The sequence below is a fragment of the Enterocloster lavalensis genome (assembly GCF_046603895.1).
GTDB classification, from domain to species: Bacteria; Bacillota; Clostridia; order Lachnospirales; family Lachnospiraceae; genus Enterocloster; species Enterocloster lavalensis.
Genome location: NZ_CP176637.1, coordinates 4,206,037 through 4,230,744 on the forward strand (window position 1 = coordinate 4,206,037; position 24,708 = coordinate 4,230,744).

The window sequence follows — 24,708 nt, forward strand, 5'->3', positions numbered from 1 at the left end:
AGGGGGATATTTGCCATGACAATACAGGCGGTTTTGACGGCGGTAATATTATTGGTTGTAACATATATGTTTTTCAGCCCGCGTTTTCCCAACGCGGTGGTGGCCACGGTGGGAGCCATTGCGGTGGCGCTGACGGGCACGGTGGCGTTTAAGTCCGTGTTTACTTATTACGCGTCCACCGCCATCGTGCTGATGGCGGGCATGATGATCATCGGCGGCGGCATGTTCCACACGGGATTTGCGGGCTGGATGGGAAATTCCATTGTAAAGCTCACCGGAAGAGGCGAGCGCAGTATTCAGATCGTGGCCATTCTGGCGGGCGGAATCATGTCCTCCGTGTGCAGCGGCTCCGCGTCCCTGATGATCCTGTACCCGATTTTATGCTCCATCTGCCTGGCATCGAACCTGTCCATCAACCGGGTTCTTCTGCCCATGTTCGCGGGAATCGGCTTCGGCACCTTCATGACGCTGGCCGGGTCCGGCATGTGTTCTACCACGTCTGCCATTCTCATTGAGAGCGGCTACGAGGGCTGGGAGTTCTTTTCGCCGACCACGGTGGGCCTTCCCAGAGCGATTATCTATTTCGTGATTCTGCTGTTTTTCATGGGCCGGGTGCTGCCGGACAAATTTGTGAAGCCGGATGAGGCGGAGGCCGCCAAGTCCGCCGGGCTGCCGGACAAGCTGAACGGGAAAATGATCACTTCCGGCGTGATTTTGGTGCTCACGGTGATCGGCATGGTGGTGAATTCTCCGGTATGTCCCATGTACATCTGCGCTGCCATCGGAGCGGTGGCCGCGGTGCTGACGGGCTGCCTGAACCAGAAGCAGATGTTCGCCAGCATCAACTGGTCCACCGTGTTTATGATCGGCGGCATGACCGCGGTGGCAAAGGGCGTGGAGGCCAGCGGACTGGGCGCCGTGATTGCGGATTCCATCATGAATCTGGTAGGAGCGGATTCCTCCCCGCTGTTGATCGTGTTCGTGATCTTCCTGGTGACCGGCGTGATCACTCAGTTTATGTCCAACAACGCGGCGGTGGCCCTGATGGCGCCCATCGGAATCGCCATCGCGGAGGCCATGGGAATCGCGCCCCACGCGTTTGTCATGGCAGCGCTGTTCGGCAGCGGAATCTGCTGCCTCACCCCCATGGCCACGCCGATTATGGCCTTTGTAATGGAAGGCGGACATTATACGCCCAGGGATATTTTCCGCTGGGGACTGTTGGAGGGGCTTGCAAGTTTGGTGGCGGCGATGGTGTTTATCCCGATATTCTGGCTGTGATTGAGGATAAGTAGAAAAAAAGACGGCGGAGCGGTGGATTCCTGAGGAGGGAGGCCGCTCCGTTTTTGGGTTTTTACACAGGACCGCCACCTCGCCCGAATAGCGTAACATTACTTTCGGGTAATTAGTTGATGGAAAATTATGTAAACTAATAAAAACAAAAAAAGAAAGCACCGCTTTGTGGTATGATTGGATTTGCGAAAAACGATCACAACAAAGGACGGTGCTTTCTATGTATAATAGTATACTACATTTTATCGAAAATGACATCAAGGAAATTGAAAATCTCGTAGCGGCCATGCTGAAAGGTAATAAAGAGCCTCATGACCTGTCACAGGATATCCATGACCGGATGCTGGGGCTCGGGGCCAGGCTGATTGCAGAACTGTATGAAAAAATAGATGATGAGATTAGAGAAAGTCTGATACGAAAGAAAAAATGGAACATTGAACAGCGCAATGAATCGAAGGAACTGTTGGATATCCTGGGACCGATCCGGTTCCGCAGGACTGGCTACAGGGATAAGAAAACCGGGAAATTCGTCTACCTCCTGGATGAAATCCTTGGAATTGAAGGACATCAGAGGATCACGCTTGGGGCAGCCGCATGCATTCTGGAAGAGGCGGTACAGACCAGTTACGCTAAGGGAGGCCAGACCATCCCCCTTATGGGACAGGTCAGTAAACAGACTGTAAAACGTCTGGTTCATGACACAGAGGCCCAGCTCCCTGTCGCACCACCGGCAGAAAAGAAGCGGTTGGAATACCTGCATATCGTAGCGGACGAGGACCATGTGGCGGCCCAGTTCTGGAACCAAAAGGGGGACCTGGGGAAGGACAGCCGCGGGAATAAGATCAACACCATCATGCCGAAACTCATCTGCCTGTATGAGGATGTGGTAGATGAGGCGGGGGAAACCTCAAAGAGCCCAAGACACAAACTAACCGGGAAACACTACTTCTGCGGTATCTACAAGGGACAGGAAGCAAACAAAAGGTTATGGGAGGAGGTAAGGGACTATATAGACACCTATTATGATACTGAATATTTGAAATGCGTTTACATAGCAGGAGACGGTGCTGGCTGGATTCGCGCGGGCTGTGAAGTGCTGGGGAAGGGGAGGTTTGTGCTGGACAAGTTCCATATGATGAAATATGTGAATATCTCCGTATCCCATCTGCTGGACAGCGCGCAAGAAGTAAAGAGTGAGATTTGGGAATGCTTGAACGGCCGCTACAAGAAACGGCTGCAGAAGGTCTATGCTGAAATACTGAAGATAACAGAGGAAGGCGGGAAGTATCGGGATGTAGAGGGTGCCCTTGGCTATTTTCTGAACCAATGGGATGGGATTCAGATCCGGACGGAAGAGGCAGGGGCCAACTGGAAATGCTGTGCGGAAGGCCAGGTGAGTCATGTGCTAAGCGCGAGGATGAGCAGTCGTCCGATGGGCTGGAGCGAGCAGGGGTGTGGCCGGATGTCAAGGCTACGGGCATATACGAAAAATGGTGGTAAAATCATAGATCTTCTGGCATATCAGAAAGAACGCCGGAGAGAGAAGCCGCTGTCGGAGGAAGAAATAGAGATGAAAAAGGAGGTGTGTAAAAAGCAGGCCGGATGGAGATATCAGGAGCGTCTCCGGGGGCGTCTCCCCGGACTTGAGCAGCATAGTATGAAATGGATGCGCGTATGGATTAACCAGGAACTGGGCGCCTAGAATGCGGCTTTTTTCTGCTTGACTACAATCGTACAGGGAAGCAAACACACAAGTCAAGGGCAGAAAGCTGAAAGGAACCCTTGAGTTGTGTGTTTGCTGAACGTAAAATCAAAAAGCAGAAAAGAGGCGGTAGAAAAAATGGGCAAGATATGATAACCTAGAAAGAACAAATCTAAGTTCTGCCATATGGGTGAATTCTATCCTTTTGTTTCCGAAAGTAAAGTGACGCTATCCCTCGCCCTGAAACCTGTTGCATTTCCGGCCTCTCTGTGATATTCTCAGATTACAACGCGCGGGAAGGTCGTTTCCCGCAGACATTCGGGATAATCTGGCAGGTCTGCCATATTTACCCTTGACTAGGTTGAAAATTTCATAAGAGAAGGAGCGGATAATGTGGCGGAAGAAGATTACAGCGTGAACAAGCTCATGCGCAACTCGGTGCGGTTTGCCGACCTGTACAACGGCACTGTGTTCCGGGGGAAGCAGGTGCTAAAGCCCGAGGACCTGTCGGACGTGCCGGATGAGAACGGTATCGCGATCGTGGGGCTTGACGGAAAGCGGCGGCTGATCAGGCGCAGCCGGGATGTGATTAAGAAAGCTTCCTTCGGGGCGTACTTTGTGTTGCTGGCGGAGGAAAATCAGGACAAGGTGCACTATGCCATGCCGGTGAGAAGCATGCTTTACGACGCCCTGGAATACACCGAGCAGGTGGAGGCCTTAAAGCGGAGGCATCGGGAGTGCGGGGACAGATTGGAAGGGGATGCGTTTCTCTCGGGTATTACCAGGGACGACCGGATTATGCCGGTGGTCACCCTGACCGTATATTACGGCGCAAAGCCCTGGGACGGCCCCAGGTCTCTGTACGATATGCTGGAAATGGACCGGGATTCCAAGGAGTGGGAGGCGTTAAAGGAGGTGCTGCCGGACTACCGGCTGAACTTGGTGGAACTGAATAATATGCGGCATTTGGAGCGGTTCAGGAGCAGTTTACAACCTATTTTCACTGTGTTACAATACAATCGAAGGGATAAGCGTAAATTCTATGAATATCTGGAGAATCATCGGGAAGAGCTGCGGCAGTTGGATGACGATTCGGTGCGCGCCATGCTGGCGCTTTTGGGGGAGCAGAAGCGTTTACTTAGAATGCTGGAGCTGCCCGGAGGTGAGGGAAAGGAGCGGATGGACGTGTATAATGCGATTGATGAGTTGATTGCGGATGGGAGAGAAGAAGGGAAAGCTGAAGGGAAAGCAGAAGGGAAAGCAGAAGGCAAAGCGATAGGGCTGGAGCTGGGCCAGAAGCGTGTGAATGAGCTGATCCTGCTTCTTGCCCGCGCCGGTCGAACGCAGGATCTGATCCGGGCCGCCGGGGACCGGGAGTATCAGGAGAAGCTGTTTGAGGAGTTTGGTATTTAGTCGTAGAGATTATCTGCCGGGAACCGGCGGGACATGTGGGCGGTGGACAGACCGCCCACTTATATGCCTGTAAACTCTCAAACGATTTGAAAGTTTGGAAAGGGGAGCAACCATGTATCAGAAATACAGCATCGGCACCATGGCCAGGCTTCTGGGAATTTCGGCGGAGGCCATCCGGTACTATGAGAGCCGGAACATCATTCAGCCGGTGCGGGACCCGGAGACCGGCTACCGTTATTACAATACCTGGGATTTCCACATGCTGCTGCGGGCGCGCCATTACCAGAATTACGGCTTTTCGCTGGAGGAGGTGGCGGACCTGTTCCGCAGCCGGGAGCTGCCCGGGATTCAGGAGCAGATGGGCATGCAGGAGGCCGGAATCCAGCGGGAGATCGTCCGACAGATCAATCTGTTGAAGCGCATCCGCCAGAGCCAGGCCATGCTGGAGGACGCCGTAAACAGCGTGGGACAATACCGCATCGAGGAGCTGCCCGGTATTTACCGCATGAATACCCAGAAAAACTACACGCTCTGCCGCTCCAAAGAGGAACTGAAGCTGATTGAGGAGTGGGCGGGAAAGACGCCCTTTGTCTACTCCTGCGCGGTGTTCTATGAGGAGGAGATCCGGAAAGGGGAGACCGGATTTGACTTCGGCATGGGCCTCAACGAGGAGTACGCCCAGTTTCTGGAGGTGGAGGAAACGGACCAGGTCCAGTATTATCCGCCCTGCCTTTGCGTGCACACCTGCCTCCCCTCCCGATCCGGCCAGTACCTGTCCCTGAACAGCTTAAAGGACAGCCTGGATTATCTGAAAAGCAACGGTCTGGAGCTGCAGGGGGATATCGTTACCCAGGTGGTGTGTATGACCAAACCCGAGGACGAGTATTTCAACTGGCATATCGTTTGGCTGCCCATCAAACGGCCCTGGAGCGAATAACACACCCCTTTCCGCCCTGGCCACCCGCTGCCGCTCATCTGAGCGGGATTGTTAATCATTCATACGAAGATTCTTTTGTGCAGGATAGTAAAAAATATCCTGCATTTTTTGTCTGTTTTTTTCTCTTGACTCTAAAACCCCTTGAATCCTTATAGTAATAGCAGAGTGAACGGCCGTTTCCCGGCGGATGGAAGATTCCGCGGCAGAGGGAAACGCAATTTTTTCACCCGGATTTGTTATTTTTTTGACAAAAAATGGAATGAGAGAAGTCAAATCGATTAAATCCAGTTGGAGGGAATGAAAATGAAAGAGACGATGATGAGGGCGCTGGTGAAATCGGCCCCCGGGCCGGACGGATTGAAGCTGGAACAGGTTTCAGTGCCAAAACCGGCGGGGGACCAACTGCTGGTCCGGGTGAGGGCCTGCGCGATCTGCGGCACGGATGTGCACATCCGCCGGGACGAGTATCTTCATTATCCGCCGGTGACCCTGGGGCATGAGTTCTTCGGGGACGTGGTGGAGGTGGGAGCGCAGGCGGCCGGATTTGCGGTGGGAGATCAGGTGACGGCCATGACGGCCACTTCCACCTGTGGGCAATGTCCGGCCTGCAAGAGCGGATATCTCATGCGCTGCGAACAGCGGCGCTCCGTGGGATCGGGATTTAATGGGGCCATGGCGGATTATATTGTGATCCCGGCCTCCATCTGTTACCGGATCCCGGATAATCACCGGGATCAGAACTATATGGCGGTCTGTGAGCCCATGTCCTGCGCCGCCCACCTGGTCTTCGACCAGTGCGAGATTCGCGGCGGCGACGTGGTGGTGGTGATGGGGCCCGGCGCCCTGGGCCAGGCGACGGCCCAAATGGCCAAGGCCGCTGGAGCGTTTGTGATCGTAAGCGGCGTTCCAAAGGATCAGGAGCGGCTTGATTTGGCGATGGAGAACGGGGCAGATGCCTGCTGCGCAGACCCGGCAGTTTTGAAGAAGCTGGTTTTAAAGTATAACCCTTACGGGGCAGACGTGGTATTGGAGTGTTCAGGCGCTGTGCCCGCCCTCAAATCCGCCATTGAAATCTGCCGCAGAGGCGGGCAGATCGGGCAGCTGGGGCTGTTCGGCCGCCCCATTGAGTTCCCGATGGATCAGCTGGTGATGAAGGAGATCCGGCTGAATGTGAGTATGGGCAGTTCCCACCAATCCTGGCAGCGTCTGATGACGCTGTTCGCCCAGAACGCGGTCCATGCGGATAAGCTGGTGTCTGCCGTGTTCCCACTGGAGCGTTGGGAGGAGGCCTTTGCCATGGCGGAGTCCGGGAGCGGTTACCGGATCGTGCTGGTGCCCTGACTTAGAAACGGCCTTTACCACGGTTGCGGACCGCGCCGTTTTGCGTGCCGGGGCGCACACTGCAGCCCGCGCCCGGAGGTCCCGGACATTAACCATTCAAGACAAGATGAAAAACCATACATAAGGAGTGAACCACTATGAATGAAGCAACAAATCATGAAGTTACAAATCCCCAATCGAAAAAAGTCGTCCTGATCACAGGAGGAGCCATGGGCCAGGGGCGGGCCCACGCGGTGAAGTTTGCGGAGAACGGTTTCAACGTGGTGCTGGCGGATATGCTGGACCCTGCGGATGCGCGTTACCAGGAAACCGTAACCCATCTGGAACAGCTGGGGGCCGAGGTGCTGGCAGTCAAAGCCAATATCTGCAGCACCCCGGACATGGAGAACCTGTTCGCCTCGGCCTGGGAGCGGTTCGGCCGCCTGGACGTGGTGATCGCCAACGCCGGGGTGATCAATTTCGGCTACACCTGGGAGCTGACCGACGAGCAGGTGGAAAAGGTGATCAACATCGACTTAATCGGCACCTGGCGCACGGACAAATATGCTGCCCAGTACATGATGAAACAGGGTTTCGGCCGCATCATCAACATTTCCTCCACCAGCGGCCTCTATGGAACGCCCAAACTTGCCACCTACTGCATGGCAAAATGGGGCGTTCTGGGCCTGACCAAAACGCTGGCCAAGGAAGCGGGCGGCAAGGGCATCATCGTCAACGCCCTGTGCCCCACCAAGGTCAAGACGCCCATGTGCGAGACCCAGTCCTATGTTGAGTTTATCAACGAGTCCACGGGCAATCATTTCAAGGATTACCGGGAAATGTACGAGGGTGTTCCCTTCCTGGACGTGGAGGATATCTCCGACATGGTTTACTGGATGGGAACCAGCCGGGCGGCGGGAAAATTCAACGGAAGAGCCGTGGCCCTGGACCTGGGCACGCTGCAGGCATAAGGCGGGGAAACGAATATGGGAAACTTTGGGATTCAAAATGTCCCCAAATCGAAAAAGATCGGTTTGATGGAATATTTCAGCTACGGCATCGGGGATTTCTCCTTCTGCTTTATCTACGGGGCCATCGGGTCCTACATCGTGTTCTTTTACACGGACGTGGCCTGCATCAGCGCGGCAACGGTGGGGACCATTCTGCTGCTGAGCAAGATTTTTGACGGTATCTCGGACATGCTCATGGGATATGTGATCGAGAATGTGCACTCCCCTCTGGGAAAGGCCAGGCCCTGGCTTCTGTGGATGGCGATTCCCTACTGTGTGGGCAGCGCGCTGCTCTTTACCGTGCCGGATCTGGGGGAGACGGGGCGGGTAATCTACGCTTTTATCTCCTACAACCTGATGGCCACCACCATTTTCACCTCCATGAACGTGCCCTACGGCGTGCTCAGCAGCGTGATGACCAACAGTCAGAACGAGCGGTCCATCCTCTCCATCTGCCGGGCCAGCTTCGGCGCTCTGGGGGTGTTTCTGATCAGCTCCTACGCGCCGGATCTGGTGGAATTCTTCGGCGGCGGGGCGCAGGGGTGGCAGAGGACCTTCCTGATGATCGGCCTGGTGTCCATCGGCCTGTTCTGGTTCACTTTCTACGGCTGCAAGGAGCGGGTGGGCAGCGGCGTGATGGAGCAGCGGACGGGAAAGAAGTCCTCCATCACCCTGAAGCAGGGCTTCAAAATCCTGTGCGCAAACAAATACTGGTTCATTATGCTGATGGTCAACATTTTCTATACCGCCATGACCAGCCTCTACGGGATGAACCTGTACTTTGCCAAATACGTGATCCAAAACGAGGGCAGAAACCGTTCTATGATGATGTGCTCCACCTTTGCGGCCATCATCGTGCCCCTGCTGATCATCCCCGTGGTGAAACGCATCGGCAAGCGGAACGTGGCGCTGTACGGCGGCGTGGGAATGGGGCTTTTGGGGCAGGCGATCCTGATGCTCACGGCGGAAACCTCCCTGACCGCCATGTACCTGGGTCTGATCCTGCGAGGAATGGGCGTGGCCTGCGTCTCCGCAACCAAGTTCGGCATGATCGCGGACAGCATCGAGTACGGGGAGTACCGGACCGGTACCAGAGCCGAGGGATTCGTCTACTCGGCGGCCTCCCTGGGCGTGCGGGTCGGCTCCGCACTGGCTTCGGCCTTTATCGGCTGGGTGCTGGGCGCCTACGGGTACGACGGCTCCCTGGCGGTGCAGAGCGAGTCGGCCATGCGGGGAATCCGCATCATGTTCTACTACGCGCCCATGGTGGTGTTCCTGGCGCTTCTGGGATTGCTGGCCTTTTACAAGCTGGACCGGGAGTATGACGGGATCATGAACATATTGAACGAGCGGCACCGCCGTCAGGAAATGGAGCACGCTTAACAACGACAATCATAAATGAGGAGAAAAATGCTATGAAGATAACAAAGGCAACGCGCTGGAGAGTATTCGCGGGGGTGTGGCTGCAAAGCCTGTTTACCTCGGCAACCGCTTATTTCAGCCTGTTCTGTATTCCGCTGACCACAAAATTCGGCTGGAGCGACTCGGATTTCGCACTGGCCTACACCATCTACATGTTCACCTACTGCGCCGTGGGTTTTATCGGTGGGTCCCTTGCAGAGAAATTCAGCCCCAGAATGACCATATACATGGGCCTGTGCCTGTTTGCGGGGGGCTGGTTCCTCACCGGCTTCGCGGGCAGCATCCCGCAGCTTTACATCTTTTACGGGCTGATGGCCGGCGCGGGCGGCGGTATGATTTACCCGGCCTGCCTGCCCACGGCGTTAAAATGGTTCCCGGACCGTTCCGGGTCCATTTCCGGCCTGGTACAGGCCGGGGCGTCCTGCGGACCCTTCATCATGAGCCCCATCGCCCAGGCGCTGATCGAGCGCTACGGGGCGCAGATGACCTGTCGGATTCTGGGAATCGTGTTCCTGATCGGCGTGGGCGCGGTGGCCTGGATGATCGTGCCCTGTCCGGAAGGATGGATGCCCGAGGGCTGGAAGCCGTCCGCCGAGCAGGCGAAGGTGCTCAAAACCAGGGATTACAGCCTGGGACAGATGTGTAAGACCCCGGTGTTCTGGGTGCTGCTCCTGATGTTTATTTTCGCAAATGCGGCGGGCACCATGATGGTCAGCTTCACCAGCCCCATCGCCCAGCGCCAGGTGGGCCAGACCGCCATGACCGCGGCCCTGTGCGTTTCCATCATGACCCTGTCCAACATGTGCGGGCGGATCGGCTTCGGGTTTATCTACGACGTCCTGAAGGGCTGGAACAGCCTGATTCTGTTGATGATTATCAACGGCATTTCCATGCTTATGCTGACCCAGGCCTCCAGCCTGCCGTTCTTCATCCTCTGCGTGGTGCTGGTGGGATTCTCCTTCGGCGGCCTTCTGGTGGTGTTCGCGCCCATGGTGCGCATGATCTTCGGGTCAAAATATTATAACCGGAACTATGGCCTGATCTTTATCGGATACGGCATCGGCGCTTTCGTTGGGCCGAAGATTAGCGCCTACTTCTATGACACCACCGGGAAGTATACCATGGGCTTTATCGGCTCCGCGGCGCTGGCGGTGGCGGCCATTGCGTTGATTGTGATTGCGAAGAGGATGGCGGAGAAGATGGAAGCGGCTTGATAGACGAGCAGGCTGTGCCAGCGGTCCATTGCATTCAGACAATCGCCCGCAGGCTGTGCCAGCGGCCCATTGCATTCAATAAAAGCTGCGCTGCAAGCGTTTCGGAGATTCCGGGGCTTGCGGCGCAGCTTTTTTGATGAACAATTTTTTGACAATTACCCCCTGCCCTTCCCAGTCACATACCGCATAAGCTGCCTTCCATACTGCTGCGCAGTCTCCGGCTGCTCCAGCAGCTCGCGGCGGTACTCCGTGAAGCTTACGGGGTCTTTTAATTCCCGTTTTAAGGCCGGTTCCCACAGCGGTTCAAACTGCGGGACAAACAGGCCGTTTTTGCGCGTGTAGCAGGTCTTGGCGGTGGCGCGCACCCGGGCAGATTTGTCCACGAATTCGCCCACGCTTTTGTGCACCGCGGTGTCCTCCAGGGGGAGGTAAAAATAATCCTTATAGTTGGGGTAGAAAAATTTCAGTTCTCCCTCGTACAGTTCAATCCGAAATTTCAGGAGATTTTTTTCCAGGCTCATATTTACCAGGCCGTTCTCCGCCTCGAAGCCCACGGGCACCGAGCAGGGGCTCTCAAAACAGAGGTCCAGCATGGGGGCTTCCCGGCCGAAGATGTCGCGCAGGCTGGCGCGGCTGTGACCGGCCAGGGAGAGCGGGCCCTCCAGCAGGTCCGGGTAATTCAGTATGGGCAGGATGCAGGGCATACCCTTTAAGTCGTCCTCATTGTGCAGGATCAGCAGATGAAACAGGCGGTCGTCCCGGGAGCGCAGGTATTCCTTGTAAACCTCGATCAGTTCGCCGCCGGAGAACACGTCGGTGCGGTCCACGCCCAGGAAGCGCTCAATGGCCTTCTGTTTTAAACTGTCCAGACCCAACAGCTTTTTGAGGGGGCGTATTTTCTTATAAATGTCCAGGCTGACCAGACCGTCAAAGCTGTAATTCAGCTTGTGGTGGGCGCAGCGCTTCAGAAGGTAGGGGATGTCAAAGCCGTCCCCGTTAAAATGTATCAGCACCCGGTAACGCTTCAGCATTTCAAAAAATTCCGTCAGCGCCTGGCGCTCCGCTTCCGGCCCGTCGGCGAAATACTGGGTCATGTTCCAGCGGCCGTCCCGGTGCCAGGTGCAGCCGATCAGGTACAGGTTGGAGGTGTCCCCGGAAAATCCGGTGGTCTCAATATCAAAAAAGAGCAGTTCGTCCAAACTGCCGATCCGCGTCAAATCATATGTATCCTGAAATTCGATGGGGTGTTCAATTCGTATCATATCCGTTTATTCTCCTCTGTGCCCCTTCATTCTAATCGAATCCCGGACAAAAATCAAGTTCGTTCCGAATTCCCCCTCTGCCCGCAGCGAAACGGAAAACGGCCCGCTCGTCGAGGAGCGAAGCCGTTCAAAGCATTGTGCCAGTCAAATGCGCGTCAGCGCTTGGAGGTGCCGTATAAGTTGAGTTTCTCGATGATTTCCAACAGAAGCGCCACGTCTTTTTCGGACATCTCGTAGATTGCCTCGATTGCCCGCATCTGTTTCAGGGAGGGCTTTCGATCGTCAAAAAATTCCCGGGGTTTGATTCCCAGGTATTCGCACAGATAGGGGAATTCCGATAGGGACGGAAGCTTTCTGCCAGCTTCGATCGCATTCATGTAACTGGTGCTATGGCCTAAGTCCAGGCTCATTTTCCGGGCAGAAACGTTGCGAGCCTCCCTTAATTGGGAGAACCGTTCGCCAATGAAGTTATCAGTCATGACAATATCCTCCGTTTCTTATGATAGGCCATGCCAGACATAAAAATGAGTGCTAAAAGCACTTGTTTGTATTGAAATGAGTGCTATAAACGCTTATAATAACAATGAATGTCTGAACGGTATGAAATGAAATCAATTATTACGGGAAATGGAGAAAGCGGTATTTCCGGCGCCCGTTTTTATTGTCCCGGATTGGCAGGCAGGATATACATGTGGAAGGCCGGGGGGAGAAGGATCGTTCCAGGAAGAGGGGATCAGATGAACAGAAGAGACACCATACTGGTGGCGGACGACGTGGAGATCAACCGCGCTGTCCTGCGCAGTATTTTTGAGGAGGATTACAACGTGCTGGAGGCGGAAAACGGCGAACAGGCGCTATTTCTGATGCGCCAGTACCGGGACAGCATCGCCATCGTGCTGCTGGACCTGATCATGCCGGTCCGGGACGGCTATGAAGTGATGGAGGAATGGCAGGCGGATCCCTCTCTGCGCGGGCTTCCCGTGGCGGTGATCACGGCGGACGACAGCGTGGAGTCCGAGATCCGGGTGTTTGATCTGGGGGCCTCGGACATTATCGGAAAGCCATTTGAGCCCCATCTGGTCAGGCGCAGAATCCAGAATATCGTGTCCTTAAGCCAGCGCCATTTGGATCAGGACGATTGCATCCGGGAACAGGCCCGCAAACTGAGGGAATCCAACGCGGCGGTGATCGACGCCCTCTCCTCCATTATCGAGTACCGAAGTGCGGAGACCGGGCAGCACATCAAGCGAATTCAGCTGTTCACCAGGGTGCTGCTGGAGGACGTGGCCGCAAACTGCCCGGATCTGGGGCTGGACGAGTCGCACATCGCTATGATTGTCAGCGCCTCCTCCCTCCACGATATCGGCAAGATCGCCATACCGGACGCGATTCTCAACAAGCCGGGCCGCCTGATCGCGGAGGAGTTTGAGGTGATGAAAACCCACGCGGTGAAGGGCTGTGAGATTCTCTCGCGGCTGGACCGGATGGGGGACCGGGATTATCTCAAGTACGCCAGCGATATCTGCCTTTACCATCACGAGCGCTGGGACGGGAAGGGGTATCCCAGAGGGCTTAAGAAGGACCGGATTCCGATGTGCGCCCAGGTGGTGGGGATTGCGGACTGCTATGACGCGCTGACCACGGACCGGGTATACCGGGGGGCAATCCCGCCGGAGCACGCGTTTAACATGATTTTAAATGGGGAGTGCGGAGCGTTTTCGCCCCGCCTTCTGGAGAGCTTTAAAAATGTCCGGGATTCTTTCCGCGATCTGACGAGGCGCTATGCGGACCGGGAGCTGCCCCAGAGCGAGCTTGTGGAGGCGGAACCGTTGGAGGACCATAGGGAGGACGGCAGGGACGCGGGACAGCTCTTTCAGGCGAAATACCTGACGCTGCTTGGCGGCGCCGACGCCACGGTGATGGAGGTGGATTTTCAGACCGGCCTCTATCATTTGGAATATTTGTCCGCCCCTGTTTTTGATCCGCTGCGGTCCGGCCGGCGGTTTGAGGATTCGGTCCGCCTCTTTGCGGAGCAGTCCGTGCTTCCCGAGGACAGGCCAGCGCTTATTGCGTTTATGATGGAGTCGGTGGGCGGTTTCCTGGAGCGGGAACAGATGGGCCGCGAGATTCATTTTCGGGTATGGGAACGGGGGACGCAGGGCGTTTTGCGGTGCGGCTGCTCCATGCTGCGGGTGGACGCCGGTTCCCTGTACCACAAAAAGGTTTTGCTTATCTGGAAAATAGAGGGAGAAGGACAAAAAGGCCGGGATCAGGCCGAAACGGAGGCGGCAGCCGGGGCCTGGGGCGATCTGCTGGGAGGCACCTTCCTGTGCCTGTGCGACCCGCATATGACGATCCGGAAGATGAATGACGGTTTCTGCCGGCTTCTGGGTTACGGCGAGGAGGAGATACGGGAACAGTTTCACAGCCGTTACCGGAATCTGATCTATCCCGGGGACCGGGAGGCGGTGCTGCGGCAGATTCGGGAACAGCTGCGGATGGGAAATGTGGTGGAAATGGAATACCGCGCCCGGGGAAAGGACGGGAACACGGTCTGGCTTCTGGACCGGGCACATCTCACGGTGGACGAAGAGGGGAATTCCGCCCTGTTTCATATGCTTGTGGATGTGACCAGATCCAAGCGCGCCCAGGAGGAGCTGCGCCGGATGCAGGAGCGTTACCAGCTGATTCTGGAGCAGACCGATGACATTATCGTGGAGTGGGATATACCGAAGGACCGGTTTACGGCCTCGGACAACTGGGAAAGGAAATTTGGCTACCAGCCCATTCGGGACGGTCTGATGAAACAGATTTCCCTGGGCTCCCACGTCCATCCGGATGACGTGGCGGAGTGCGCGGCCCTGCTGCGGGACATGGCCGGGGGAAAGCCTTATAATGAAAAGGAACTGCGGGTGGCGGACAACGAAGGCCGCTACCGCTGGTGCAGGGTGCGGGTTGCGTCCCAAATGGACGAGATGGGACATCCCCTGCGGGTGGTCGGCGTGATCGCGGACATCGGGGAGGAAAAACGGCGGTCCGAGTTTTTGCAGAACCGGGCGGAGCGGGACGGACTCACCGGATTTTACAATCAGACCGCCGGAAAGCTGCGGGCACAGCAGCTGCTGGAAAAGCAGGGCCGTGGAAGCGCGGCTGCGCTGTACATGATCGACATGGACAATTTCCGGGAGGTGAACGAGCGCTACGGACACAGCTTTGGAAATGTGGTGCTGCAGGAGATTTCCAACCGCCTGCGCCGTCTGTTTTCCGGCGGGGAGGTGCTGATCCGGGTGGGCGGAGATGAGTTTTTGATCCTGGCGCCCGGAGTGGAGGAAGCTGCGGCCCGGGCGCAGGGGCGGGAAATCCAGCAGGCCCTGCAGGATATCATCGGCCGGGATGTGATCCGGTTCCGGTTTTCATGCAGCATCGGCATCAGCCTTTGTCCCGGGGATGGGGAGGATTTTGAGACGCTGTACCGGAAGGGCTGCCGAGCCCTGCTGGCTGCCAAGGAACGGGATACGGATAAATACGTCCTGTACCGGGATGAGCCCGGGATTTCTGACGGGGAAAATGAACCCGCCGCCGGTAATACCCGTATCGACACGGAGGACGACGGCTTTGACGGGCTGGCGAGAGAGATATTTGACGCGCTGTATGGGGCCGGGGACGCGGAGAAAACTCTGGCCCGGGCTTTGGAGCTGGCCGGACGCAGGCTGGGGCTGAGCCGGGTCAGCGTGATTCGGTCCTGTGGGGACGGAGAGCGCTGCTCCCTCTTTCGCGAGTGGTGCGGCGAGGGCGCCGTTGCGCTGCGGGAAGTCCTGCAGGGCGTTCCGGTGGCCGATTTGGGCGGCTGGGAATCGTTTGGCGCGAACGGTGTGTTCTGCTGTGCGGATGTTACTGAGACTGGCGGAGAAGATGGGGCCGCTAATCCGATGGCCGCGGCGCTGGAGAAAACAGGCGCCAGAGCGGTGTTCCGCTTTGCGGTGCGGGATAGCGGGGACTATCGGGGCTGGATCAGCTTTGAGGATTGCCTTGCCCGGCGGGAGTGGACGGGAGAGCAGAGGGAATCTCTGGCATTTGCCGCAGGAATTATTTCCCTGTTTCTGCTGAAAATATGGGCCTGAGAGGCATTTGATAGGGATCGGCTGCAGTAAAATGCCGGAGACGCGGGAGATGGCGGCTCCGGCATTTTACTGAGTACAGCGGGCCGTTGCAGCACGCAGGCCATTATGGAATGAGAGGCCCCGGCCGCCGATTGTGGAATCGAACACCCAGCCTGCGCCCCGGCGGGATATTGGTGTCTGAATTTGGGGATGGAAAAAGCGAATACCTGTTCGATGTCCCCTTGCATCGGAAACGTGTCTATGATATGATGGGAGGCATAAGGCCGGGCGGAGCCTGCCCGGCTAAATTTGAGGACAGAACAGGAAGAATACGATGATTTCTTATATAAAAGGGCCGCTGACGGCCATAGAGGAAGATGTGATTGTGGTGGAAGCCGGAGGCGTTGGCATGGGAATCCATGTGCCGCTGTCCGTGTTGGACCGTCTGCCGGGAATCGGCCGTGAGGTGACGGTGTATACATATTTTCAGGTGCGGGAGGACGCCATGAGTCTGTACGGCTTTTTAAACCGTCAGGACCGGGAGATGTTCCGGCAGCTGATCGGCGTCAACGGCGTGGGCCCCAAGGCCGCGCTGGGAATTCTGTCCACCATGACGCCGGACGACCTGCGGATGGCTATTGTCACCGGGGACGCCAAGGCCATTTCACGCGCGCCGGGCATCGGGCCCAAGACCGCTCAGCGGTTGATCCTGGACTTAAAGGACAAGGTCTCCATGGAGGAGGTGCTGGGAAATCTGGCGCTGCCCAGCGATGGAGGCGCGTCAGCGGCTCTGGGGACCATTGGCATGGGGGAGGCTGCCAAGGAGGCGGTTCAGGCCCTGGTGGCCCTTGGCTACTCCAATATGGAGGCCAACAAGGCGGTGAAGCAGGTGGAAGTGACAGAGACGATGACGGCAGAGGACGTGCTGAAGGCCTCCCTGCGTTATCTGTCCTTTTGAGTGGCGGACAGGAGGTTAAAAAAGGATGGAACGCAGGATTATTACCACGGAGGTCACGGCGGAGGACGAGCGGATTGAGACGACGCTGCGGCCTCAGCATTTAAAGGATTATATTGGCCAGGAACGGCTGAAATCCACTTTGAAAATCTATATCGATGCGGCGCGGTCCCGGGGCGAGGCTCTGGACCACGTGCTGTTTTACGGCCCTCCCGGCCTGGGCAAGACCACCCTGGCCGGAATCATTGCCAATGAGATGGGGGTGAGCATGAAGGTCACCAGCGGACCGGCCATTGAGAAGCCCGGTGAGATGGCGGCCATCCTCAATAATCTCCAGGAGGGGGACGTGCTGTTTGTGGATGAGATCCACCGCCTGAACCGCCAGGTGGAGGAGGTGCTCTACCCGGCTATGGAGGATTACGCCATCGACATTATGCTGGGGAAGGAGGCGTCCGCCCGGTCCATTCGCCTGGACCTGCCGCATTTCACGCTGGTGGGCGCGACCACCAGGGCGGGACTTCTGACCGCACCCCTGCGGGACCGGTTCGGCGTGGTCCAGCGGCTGGAATTTTACACGCCCGAGGAATTGATGGTGATTATCCTGAATTCCGCCAAGGTCCTGGGGGTTGAGATCGACAAGTCCGGCGCGCTGGAGCTGGCCAGACGTTCCAGGGGAACTCCCCGGCTTGCCAACCGCCTGTTAAAGCGTGTACGGGATTTCGCCCAGGTAAAATACGACGGCGTGATCACCCGGGAGGTGACGGACTTCGCCCTGGACATCATGGATGTGGATAAGCTGGGGCTGGACCAGAACGACCGGAACATCCTGCTGATGATTATCGAGAAGTTCTCCGGCGGGCCGGTGGGCCTGGACACCCTGGCGGCTGCGCTGGGGGAGGATTCCGGGACGCTGGAGGATGTGTACGAGCCTTATCTTCTGATGAACGGTCTGATTAACCGCACGCCCAGGGGGCGGATGGCCACGGAAGCGGCCTACCGGCACTTGGGGCTGGAAATTGAATAGGTGTTATGATATAATAAGGAAACGTATCCCTTATCGACAACCTGTGGTTGCCGACAAAGTATAATAAGGAAACGTATACCTTATCGACAACCTGCAACAAATGAATGGCAAGGGATACGAAACGGTATTATTACAAAAGACAAGCCTATAGCGGAATAGGATAAGCGAGTCGGAGGCCTGTGGCGGGTAAATGAGCGCCCGGGGGTTTGACACCGCGGCATAGGAGGGAATACCGGGAATCACCCGGTAAATGCCCGGAGGCGGATGCTTCGCCGCGGTTGCGAGAATAAATTTCAGGAGATGGCAGATGGATTCCAAGAATTATACACAGGTACTGATCGATGGCAAGATATATACCCTGGGCGGCAGCGAGGATGAGGGATACCTGCAGAGAGCGGCCAGCTACGTGAACGAGAAAGTGAATACCCTGCGCCGGATACCCGGTTTTACCAAGCAGAGTGTGGAATACCAGACTGTGATGGCGGAGCTGAATATGGCGGACGACTACTTTAAGGCGATGGAACACAGCCGGGAGGTGGAGCATCAGCGGGACGAACTGGAGCGTGAGACCTACAGCCTGAAACACGAGCTGGTCAGCACGCAGATGAAGCTGGAGGTGGTGTTAAAGGACCTGGAGGAGCGCCAGCGGGAGCTGGAGGAGCTGACCCGGGAGAAGCACCGGTTGGAGCGGAAGCTGCGGGGAGCCGCGAAAAACCGCGGAGATCAGGAGGCCGCGGCCTCAGCGCTGCGCGTCCGGGACGAAAGCAGCGAGAAAAACAGTTCCGGCCGTGAGTCCGGCCACACGTCGCCGGTGAAGGCCGGCGATAAAGGGGACGATGACGACGATGGAGCTGGACATGGGGAGGCCCGGTTTGTAGCGGAAGCGGAGGACTGGGAAGTGGAATCCGCTGTGGAGGAACAGGCGGAGGACGCGGAAGAGCCGGAGAAAATAGAACTGGCGGATGACGTTGAGGAGTCGGAGGAAATAGGGCTGGCGGAGGACGTTGAGGAGTCGGAGGAAATAGAGCTGGCGGAGGACGTTGAAGAACCGGAGTTTGCGGTAACCGGGGAGCGGGCAGAGGTGTTTGCGCCGGAAACGGCCGGGGCGGAAGATACCGCGTCAGACCTGCCGGAAGCCCAGTCAGACAAGACAAAATCAACTGCAGCCGAGTTGGCGGAGTCGATCAGGCCGGTGCTTGCCGGGGAGGAAGCGGCCATTTCCGGATTGCCGGAGGCGTCGAAACCGGAGCCTGCCGCACCGGTGGTATCGGAGCTGCCGGAGACGGAGCCGTCAGAATCAGAGTTACAGACAGCCGCGGCAGCCATTTCTGACCCGACAGAGTCTGCGAACCTGGAGACTGTGCCTTCCGCGGAAGCGGTATCCGAAACGCCGCCGGTCAAGGAGTCCCAGGCGGAGCTGGCGCGCAAAGCGCTTAAGGCGGCCAAGGCGGCGAGAAAGCGGAAAAGGCGTTGATCGGATAATCCGATGAACGCAGCTTACAGGTGCGTTTTTGGATCTCCACCCCGCCGGGGGTTTTCGGCCGGGGGAGATTTGCAAGTGTCACATACAAATGAACCATGGTAGAAACAGATGTCTCATAGCGCAACGTGGGACATCTTTTCTTTCCGGTGAAAGGCCGGGAAAAGTGAGGTAAGAGATGGAGCATAAAAAGAAACTGGAGGTGCTGGCCCCGGCCGGTTCCTTTGAGAGTATGAAAGCCGCGGTGGCGGCGGGAGCGGATGCAGTATACATGGGCGGCAGCCGGTTCGGGGCCAGGGCCTATGCGGACAATCCGGATGAGCACGGCCTGCTGGAAGCCATCGATTACGTGCATCTGCACGGCCGCAGGCTGTATATGACGGTGAATACGCTGTTCAAGGAAGAGGAGATGGGGGAGCTTTACCAGTATCTGCTTCCCTATTACCGGGAGGGGCTGGACGCGGTGATTGTCCAGGACCTGGGCGCGATGGATTTTATGCGCAGAAATTTTCCTGGGATCGATCTCCACGCCAGCACGCAGATGACCATCACCGGGGTTAACGGCGCAAGACTTTTAAAGGAGCTGGGGGCGTCCCGGGTGGTTACCGCGCGGGAGCTGTCTTTAGATGAGATCCGGCGGATCCGGGATCAGGTGGACGTGGAGATTGAGAGCTTTGTCCATGGAGCGCTCTGTTACTGTTATTCCGGCCAGTGTCTGATGAGCAGCCTTATCGGCGGCCGCAGCGGAAACCGCGGGCGCTGTGCGCAGCCCTGCCGCCTGCCCTATGAGGTGCGGGAAAATGGGAAAAAACCCGGCGAACCCCTGAACCGGAAGCAGGAACGCAATGTGATGAGCCTGAAAGATCTGTGCACGCTGGATCTCATCCCCGATCTGGCGGCAGCGGGCATTTATTCCCTGAAGATCGAAGGGCGGATGAAGAGTCCGCGCTACACGGCCGGAGTGGTCAGTATTTATCGAAAATATGTGGACCGCTTCCTGGAATATGGTCCGGATGGATATTTTGTGGAGCCGGAGGACAAGAAGGTTCTCTCGGACCTTTTTGACCGTGGCGGCTTTACTTCGGGATATTACAAACAGCACAACGGGCGGGACATGGTGGCCTTAAAAGAGAAGCCTGCATTCCGGGAGGGCAACCAGAAGCTGTTCGACTATTTGGACAAGACCTATGTGGAGGCGGAGCTGAAGGAATCCATAAACGGCCGGGCTGTCCTGGAGGAGGGAAAACCCTCTGAATTGGAACTTTCCCTGGCTGGCGGCGTTTGTCCCGACGGTTCTTTGGCGCAGGTGCGGGTGGAAGGGCAGATGCCTCAGAAAGCACAAAATCAACCGTTGACGGAGGATAAGATTCTCAAACAGATAGGGAAAACTGGAAATACACCGTTTGTTTTCGCGAATCTGGAGGTAGAGCTGAAAGGCAATCTGTTCATGCCGGTACAGGCGCAGAATGAGCTGCGGCGGGCCGGTCTGGAAGCCCTGGAGCAGGCGGTGCTGGACCAGTGGCGCCGACCGGCGCCGTCCGGCGGGTGTGGCGCGTCCGACGCATTTATCGCACCTAACGCGCCGGCCGCGCCGCCTGCGCCCCCCACCGCCCCTGCGATCTCCACCGCGCCTGCGGCCTCCACCGCACCTGCGATCTCCACCGCGCCTGCGGCCTCCACCGCACCTGCAATCTCCACCGCGCCTGCGATCCCCACCGCGCCTGCGATCCCCACCGCATCTGCGGCCCCCACCGAGCCTGCGGTCTCCACCGCTCCCCAGTCCAGTGTCGCGCCTGCCCCAACATCACCAACCCCCTTCCGCCTCTATGTCTCCACAGAGGAACCGGAGCAATTTGACGCGGCCGTCCGGGAGGCGGACGTGGCGGGGATTTATCTGGATGCAGCCGGTTTTGCCCCGGAGCGGTGGCCGGATGCCGTGCAGTCCTGCCATCGGGCGGGAAAACAATGCCTTTTGGCGCTGCCCCATATTTACCGCAGCCACGCGGAAGCATTTTTCAAGAAGAACGGCAAATGGCTGCGGGAGGCGGGCTTTGACGGCGTTTTGGTGCGCAGTCCGGAGGAAGTGATGTGGCTGCGGGTGATAAAACCGGAGCTTCGGCCGGTGTTCGACGCGTCCGTGTACTGCTGGAACCGTGAGACGGTGAGGCTGTTTGCGAGGCTGGGAGCCTGCCGCCTGACCATGCCCTGGGAGCTGAACAGCCGGGAGCTGGAGCCGGTGATGGAGGAACTTCACCGGGAGGGAATGGACGGAGAGCTTGTGGTCTATGGCCGGATTCCCATGATGGTCAGCGCACAGTGCATCCGCCGTACCACCACAGGCTGCGTTAAGAAGCGGGAGGTGCTGACGCTGAAGGACCGCACGGGAGCGCTGCTTCCGGTGAAGAATCACTGTGCGTTCTGCTACAACACCATCTATAACGCCAGCCCGCTTTCCCTGCTGGGACTGGAGTCCGCGGTCAGGCGGCTGGGGCCTGCGGTGATCCGGTTGAATTTTACCACCGAGAATCAGGAGGAGACGGCCCGCACGATTCGGGCATTTGCAGACGGATTCCTGCGCGGACAGGAAGTTTTGCAGCCATGCAGGGATTTCACGAGAGGGCACTTCAAGCGGGGCGTACAGTAGCTGCCCCAGCTCCCCGGCAATAGGAGGACTATGGTAAATCTGATCGTTGAGACATCCAAATACCTGATGATATTTTTGATGGCAGTCTACACCTACGCCAATTTCCGTTTCTTTTCCTTCGCGGACCAACGCAGGAAACAGAAGGTGTGCGGACGCCAGAACCGGTGCATGTTCCTGATTCATTTTCTGGCGTACCTGGTTTTGACGCTGAAGGCGGGGGACGAGCTGCTGAAAATGCAGCTGTGGGCGTTCTATGCGGCCCAGGTGGTATTTTTCCTGTGCTACATTTACCTGTACCGCCTGATTTACCGCAACGTGTCACGGCTGCTGGTGAACAATACCTGCATGCTTTTGTGCGTGGGTTTTATCATGCTGACGCGGCTGTCGCTGGACAAGGCGGTCAAACAGTTTGCCATTGTGGTGATCAGCGCGGCTGTCACCTGGCTGATTCCCTGGGTGATGGAACGGGTGTGGCAGCTCTGCAAATTGCAGTGGGTTTACGCGGCGGCGGGGCTATCGGTGCTGCTGCTGGTATGCGTGGCGGGAAACGAGAGCTTCGGCGCGCAGCTGTCCCTGACCGTGGGCGGAATCTCCATCCAGCCGTCGGAATTTGTAAAGATCACCTTTGTGTTTTTTGTGGCCGCCATGTTCTACCAGTCCCTGGAATTCAAAACCATCCTGGTCACCACCGCGGTGGCCGCTCTCCACGTGGTGATCATGGTGGCCTCCAAGGATCTGGGAGGCGCGCTGATTTTCTTCATCACCTACGTGGCCATGCTGTTTATCGCCACGGGACGGTGGTCCTACCTGTTAGCCGGGGCCGGCTGCGGGGCCGGGGCGGCCGTGCTGGCTTACCAGCTGTTCGACCATGTGCGCCGCCGGGTCTTTGCCTGGAGCAATCCCTGGGCGGACATCGACAATACGGGCTATCAGATCACCCAGTCCCTCTTTGCCATCGGCACAGGCGGCTGGTTCGGCATGGGGCTGTCCCAGGGACTTCCGAGGAAAATCCCGGTGGTTGAGAAGGATTTTATCTTCGCCGCTATTTCCGAGGAGATGGGAGCCATTTTCGCCATCTGCGTGCTCCTCATCTGCCTGGGCTGTTTTCTCCAGTTCATGATGATCGCAACGCGGATGCAGGCGGTATTCTATAAACTGATCGCCCTGGGGCTGGGGCTTGAGTACATCATTCAGGTGTTCCTGACCGTGGGCGGCGTGACGAAATTCATCCCTTCTACCGGCGTGACCCTGCCCTTTGTCAGCTACGGCGGCAGCTCGATTCTTGGCACCTTCATCCTGTTCGGGATCATCCAGGGGTTGTATATCCTCAAACGCAACGATGAGGAAGAGATGGAAATGGAAGAGGAGGCGTAGGCGGAATGAAAAAAGCGGACCCAAATCCGAAGGCAAACCGGAATATTCTCAAGCTGGTCTACGTCATTGTGGCCCTGTTTCTGGGCCTGATCGCCTACATGGCTTATTTTCTGCAGGCCAGGGGCGAGGATGTGATCAACAATTCCTACAACGCCAGGCTGGACAGCTTCGCGGACCGGATTATCCGCGGCAAAATCCTGGCCGCCGACGGCACCGTGCTGGCGGAGACGCAGATTGACGGGGACGGAAACGAGACCCGTGTCTACCCCTACGGCAGCGTATTCGACCACGCGGTGGGCTATTCCACTAAGGGCAAGACCGGCATCGAATCCCTGGCCAATTTTTACCTGCTGACGAGCCATGTCAACCTGATGGAGCAGGCGTTAAACCAGATGTCCGGTGAGAAAAATCTTGGGGACAATGTGTACACCACCTTGGACCCGCAGCTCCAGCAGGCAGCCTGGGACGCCCTGGGGGACCGCCGGGGCGCAGTGATCGCCATGGAGCCGGACACGGGAAAAATACTGGCCATGGTATCCAAGCCGGGCTACGACCCCAACACCATCGCCGCCGACTGGGAAACCCTGACCAGCGAGGAAAACGACCAGGGCCAGCTGTTAAACCGGGTCACCCAGGGAATGTACCCGCCGGGCTCCACCTTCAAGATCGTGACGGCCCTGGAATACATGCGGGAACGGCCAGAAGATTACAAAAATTTCCAGTTCGACTGCAACGGTCTGTATGTAAACGGCGACTACCAGATCCGCTGTTACCACGGAAATGCCCACGGCCATCAGGATTTCACTTTGGCCTTCGCCAATTCCTGCAACGGGGCCTTCGCCAGTTTGGGCCTGGAACTGGATCTGGGCCGGTTCGCCAGAACGGCCCAGGATGTATTGTTCAACTCCCCGCTGCCCCTGTCCGGGCTGCCCTACAAGCAGAGCTCTTTTGCCATGAAGCCCGGGGCCGGGACCTGGGAAATCCTTCAGACCTCCATGGGCCAGGGCGTCACCCAGATCACACCATTACACAACGCGCTGATCACGGCAGCCATCGCCAACGGCGGCACCCTGATGCGCCCCTATCTGCTGGACCACGTGGAAAATGTGGGGGGCGAGGAGATTCGCAAGTTCCTGCCAACAGCCCATGGGAACCTGATGACCGCCGAGGAAGCGGCTAATTTGACGGAGCTCATGCGGGCGGTAGTCACCGAGGGCACCGCCTCCGCCGTGCGCACCGACGCCTATACTGTGGCGGCTAAAACCGGCTCGGCGGAATTTGAGACCGGGAAGGAAACGCATGCCTGGTTCACCGGTTTCGCCCCGGCCGAGTCCCCGAAGATCGTGGTTACCGTGGTGGTGGAGGAAGCGGGAAGCGGCGGCCGCGAGGCGGCGCCGATTGCGCGTCAGCTGTTTGATCTTTATATGAGCCGGTGATGGGGGCAGCCGAAAAGGCAGACGCGAGTGCGTGTGGAAGCAAGCAGCCGGATCAGCGGAAGAGGCCAGGACGAACCCCCACCATGTAAACAAAAACGTTCCCAATTTTCCTAAACAGGAGA

Annotated in this window: 17 protein-coding genes; 15 read left to right on the forward strand and 2 right to left on the reverse strand. The window is 57.4% G+C overall.

The genetic code is table 11. The annotated features are described in order from the left end of the window. The first annotated feature begins 15 nt into the window (after positions 1 to 15). From ACK2JC_RS18790 to ACK2JC_RS18825, 8 genes are all read left to right on the forward strand, one after another. Positions 16 to 1,281, forward strand: coding sequence for an SLC13 family permease (locus tag ACK2JC_RS18790; RefSeq protein ID WP_320937631.1), 1,266 nt, complete (start codon positions 16 to 18; stop codon positions 1,279 to 1,281). Between the two features lie 232 nt (positions 1,282 to 1,513). Next, positions 1,514 to 2,995, forward strand: coding sequence for an ISLre2 family transposase (locus ACK2JC_RS18795; protein ID WP_411337599.1), 1,482 nt, complete (start codon positions 1,514 to 1,516; stop codon positions 2,993 to 2,995). A gap of 393 nt (positions 2,996 to 3,388) precedes the next feature. Beyond that, positions 3,389 to 4,408 (forward strand): Rpn family recombination-promoting nuclease/putative transposase, encoded by a 1,020-nt coding sequence (locus tag ACK2JC_RS18800; protein ID WP_320936666.1) that lies wholly within the window; start codon positions 3,389 to 3,391, stop codon positions 4,406 to 4,408. A 112-nt stretch (positions 4,409 to 4,520) separates the two neighbouring features. After that, entirely contained in the window at positions 4,521 to 5,345 is an 825-nt protein-coding gene (locus ACK2JC_RS18805; RefSeq protein ID WP_320936665.1) for a MerR family transcriptional regulator, read from the forward strand. A 303-nt stretch (positions 5,346 to 5,648) separates the two neighbouring features. Continuing rightward, positions 5,649 to 6,686 (forward strand): alcohol dehydrogenase catalytic domain-containing protein, encoded by a 1,038-nt coding sequence (locus ACK2JC_RS18810; protein WP_320936664.1) that lies wholly within the window; start codon positions 5,649 to 5,651, stop codon positions 6,684 to 6,686. Positions 6,687 to 6,823: 137 nt separating this feature from the next. After that, the gene (locus ACK2JC_RS18815; RefSeq protein ID WP_276948245.1) at positions 6,824 to 7,636 is read left to right on the forward strand and encodes an SDR family NAD(P)-dependent oxidoreductase; all 813 of its coding nucleotides are present in this window, start codon (positions 6,824 to 6,826) and stop codon (positions 7,634 to 7,636) included. 15 nt (positions 7,637 to 7,651) lie between these two features. Beyond that, entirely contained in the window at positions 7,652 to 9,058 is a 1,407-nt protein-coding gene (locus tag ACK2JC_RS18820; protein WP_227170419.1) for an MFS transporter, read from the forward strand. A gap of 32 nt (positions 9,059 to 9,090) precedes the next feature. Then, positions 9,091 to 10,311 (forward strand): OFA family MFS transporter, encoded by a 1,221-nt coding sequence (locus ACK2JC_RS18825; RefSeq protein ID WP_118755618.1) that lies wholly within the window; start codon positions 9,091 to 9,093, stop codon positions 10,309 to 10,311. A 155-nt stretch (positions 10,312 to 10,466) separates the two neighbouring features. Here ACK2JC_RS18825 and ACK2JC_RS18830 read toward each other — a convergent pair whose 3' ends face one another. Further along, positions 10,467 to 11,573 (reverse strand): ribonuclease H-like domain-containing protein, encoded by a 1,107-nt coding sequence (locus ACK2JC_RS18830; RefSeq protein WP_320936663.1) that lies wholly within the window; start codon positions 11,571 to 11,573, stop codon positions 10,467 to 10,469. A gap of 155 nt (positions 11,574 to 11,728) precedes the next feature. Beyond that, entirely contained in the window at positions 11,729 to 12,052 is a 324-nt protein-coding gene (locus ACK2JC_RS18835; RefSeq protein WP_092361283.1) for a helix-turn-helix transcriptional regulator, read from the reverse strand. 258 nt (positions 12,053 to 12,310) lie between these two features. On the opposite strand from ACK2JC_RS18835, the gene ACK2JC_RS18840 reads away from it, so the two are divergent. The 7 genes from ACK2JC_RS18840 to ACK2JC_RS18870 all read left to right on the forward strand — a co-directional run bounded on the left by ACK2JC_RS18840 (position 12,311) and on the right by ACK2JC_RS18870 (position 24,586). Further along, positions 12,311 to 15,694 (forward strand): diguanylate cyclase domain-containing protein, encoded by a 3,384-nt coding sequence (locus ACK2JC_RS18840; RefSeq protein WP_368272192.1) that lies wholly within the window; start codon positions 12,311 to 12,313, stop codon positions 15,692 to 15,694. Positions 15,695 to 16,007: 313 nt separating this feature from the next. Continuing rightward, the gene (gene ruvA / locus ACK2JC_RS18845) at positions 16,008 to 16,631 is read left to right on the forward strand and encodes a Holliday junction branch migration protein RuvA (protein ID WP_107434332.1); all 624 of its coding nucleotides are present in this window, start codon (positions 16,008 to 16,010) and stop codon (positions 16,629 to 16,631) included. Positions 16,632 to 16,656: 25 nt separating this feature from the next. Further along, positions 16,657 to 17,652 carry a Holliday junction branch migration DNA helicase RuvB gene (gene ruvB, locus ACK2JC_RS18850; RefSeq protein WP_107434333.1) on the forward strand — a complete coding sequence of 332 codons (996 nt, stop codon included), beginning with the start codon at positions 16,657 to 16,659 and terminating at the stop codon, positions 17,650 to 17,652. 307 nt (positions 17,653 to 17,959) lie between these two features. Then, on the forward strand, positions 17,960 to 19,126 hold the full coding sequence (gene zapA / locus ACK2JC_RS18855; protein ID WP_320936661.1) for a cell division protein ZapA: 1,167 nt from the start codon (positions 17,960 to 17,962) through the stop codon (positions 19,124 to 19,126). A 184-nt stretch (positions 19,127 to 19,310) separates the two neighbouring features. Beyond that, a complete protein-coding gene (locus tag ACK2JC_RS18860; protein WP_368274887.1) occupies positions 19,311 to 21,776 on the forward strand; it encodes a DUF3656 domain-containing U32 family peptidase in 2,466 nt (821 codons plus the stop codon). 30 nt (positions 21,777 to 21,806) lie between these two features. After that, positions 21,807 to 23,150, forward strand: coding sequence for an FtsW/RodA/SpoVE family cell cycle protein (locus tag ACK2JC_RS18865; protein WP_107434335.1), 1,344 nt, complete (start codon positions 21,807 to 21,809; stop codon positions 23,148 to 23,150). Between the two features lie 5 nt (positions 23,151 to 23,155). Continuing rightward, complete coding sequence (locus ACK2JC_RS18870; protein WP_107434336.1) at positions 23,156 to 24,586, forward strand: peptidoglycan D,D-transpeptidase FtsI family protein; 1,431 nt, start codon at positions 23,156 to 23,158, stop codon at positions 24,584 to 24,586. Positions 24,587 to 24,708 lie beyond the last annotated feature (122 nt).

Coding starts and splice junctions, on each gene's coding strand:
- ACK2JC_RS18790 (WP_320937631.1), top strand. CDS start 16: ATGACAATACAGGCGGTTTTGACGGCGGTAATATTATTGGTTGTAACA.
- ACK2JC_RS18795 (WP_411337599.1), top strand. CDS start 1,514: ATGTATAATAGTATACTACATTTTATCGAAAATGACATCAAGGAAATT.
- ACK2JC_RS18805 (WP_320936665.1), top strand. CDS start 4,521: ATGTATCAGAAATACAGCATCGGCACCATGGCCAGGCTTCTGGGAATT.
- ACK2JC_RS18810 (WP_320936664.1), top strand. CDS start 5,649: ATGAAAGAGACGATGATGAGGGCGCTGGTGAAATCGGCCCCCGGGCCG.
- ACK2JC_RS18815 (WP_276948245.1), top strand. CDS start 6,824: ATGAATGAAGCAACAAATCATGAAGTTACAAATCCCCAATCGAAAAAA.
- ACK2JC_RS18820 (WP_227170419.1), top strand. CDS start 7,652: ATGGGAAACTTTGGGATTCAAAATGTCCCCAAATCGAAAAAGATCGGT.
- ACK2JC_RS18825 (WP_118755618.1), top strand. CDS start 9,091: ATGAAGATAACAAAGGCAACGCGCTGGAGAGTATTCGCGGGGGTGTGG.
- ACK2JC_RS18830 (WP_320936663.1), bottom strand. CDS start 11,573: ATGATACGAATTGAACACCCCATCGAATTTCAGGATACATATGATTTG.
- ACK2JC_RS18835 (WP_092361283.1), bottom strand. CDS start 12,052: ATGACTGATAACTTCATTGGCGAACGGTTCTCCCAATTAAGGGAGGCT.
- ACK2JC_RS18840 (WP_368272192.1), top strand. CDS start 12,311: ATGAACAGAAGAGACACCATACTGGTGGCGGACGACGTGGAGATCAAC.
- ruvA (WP_107434332.1), top strand. CDS start 16,008: ATGATTTCTTATATAAAAGGGCCGCTGACGGCCATAGAGGAAGATGTG.
- ruvB (WP_107434333.1), top strand. CDS start 16,657: ATGGAACGCAGGATTATTACCACGGAGGTCACGGCGGAGGACGAGCGG.
- zapA (WP_320936661.1), top strand. CDS start 17,960: ATGGATTCCAAGAATTATACACAGGTACTGATCGATGGCAAGATATAT.
- ACK2JC_RS18860 (WP_368274887.1), top strand. CDS start 19,311: ATGGAGCATAAAAAGAAACTGGAGGTGCTGGCCCCGGCCGGTTCCTTT.
- ACK2JC_RS18865 (WP_107434335.1), top strand. CDS start 21,807: ATGGTAAATCTGATCGTTGAGACATCCAAATACCTGATGATATTTTTG.
- ACK2JC_RS18870 (WP_107434336.1), top strand. CDS start 23,156: ATGAAAAAAGCGGACCCAAATCCGAAGGCAAACCGGAATATTCTCAAG.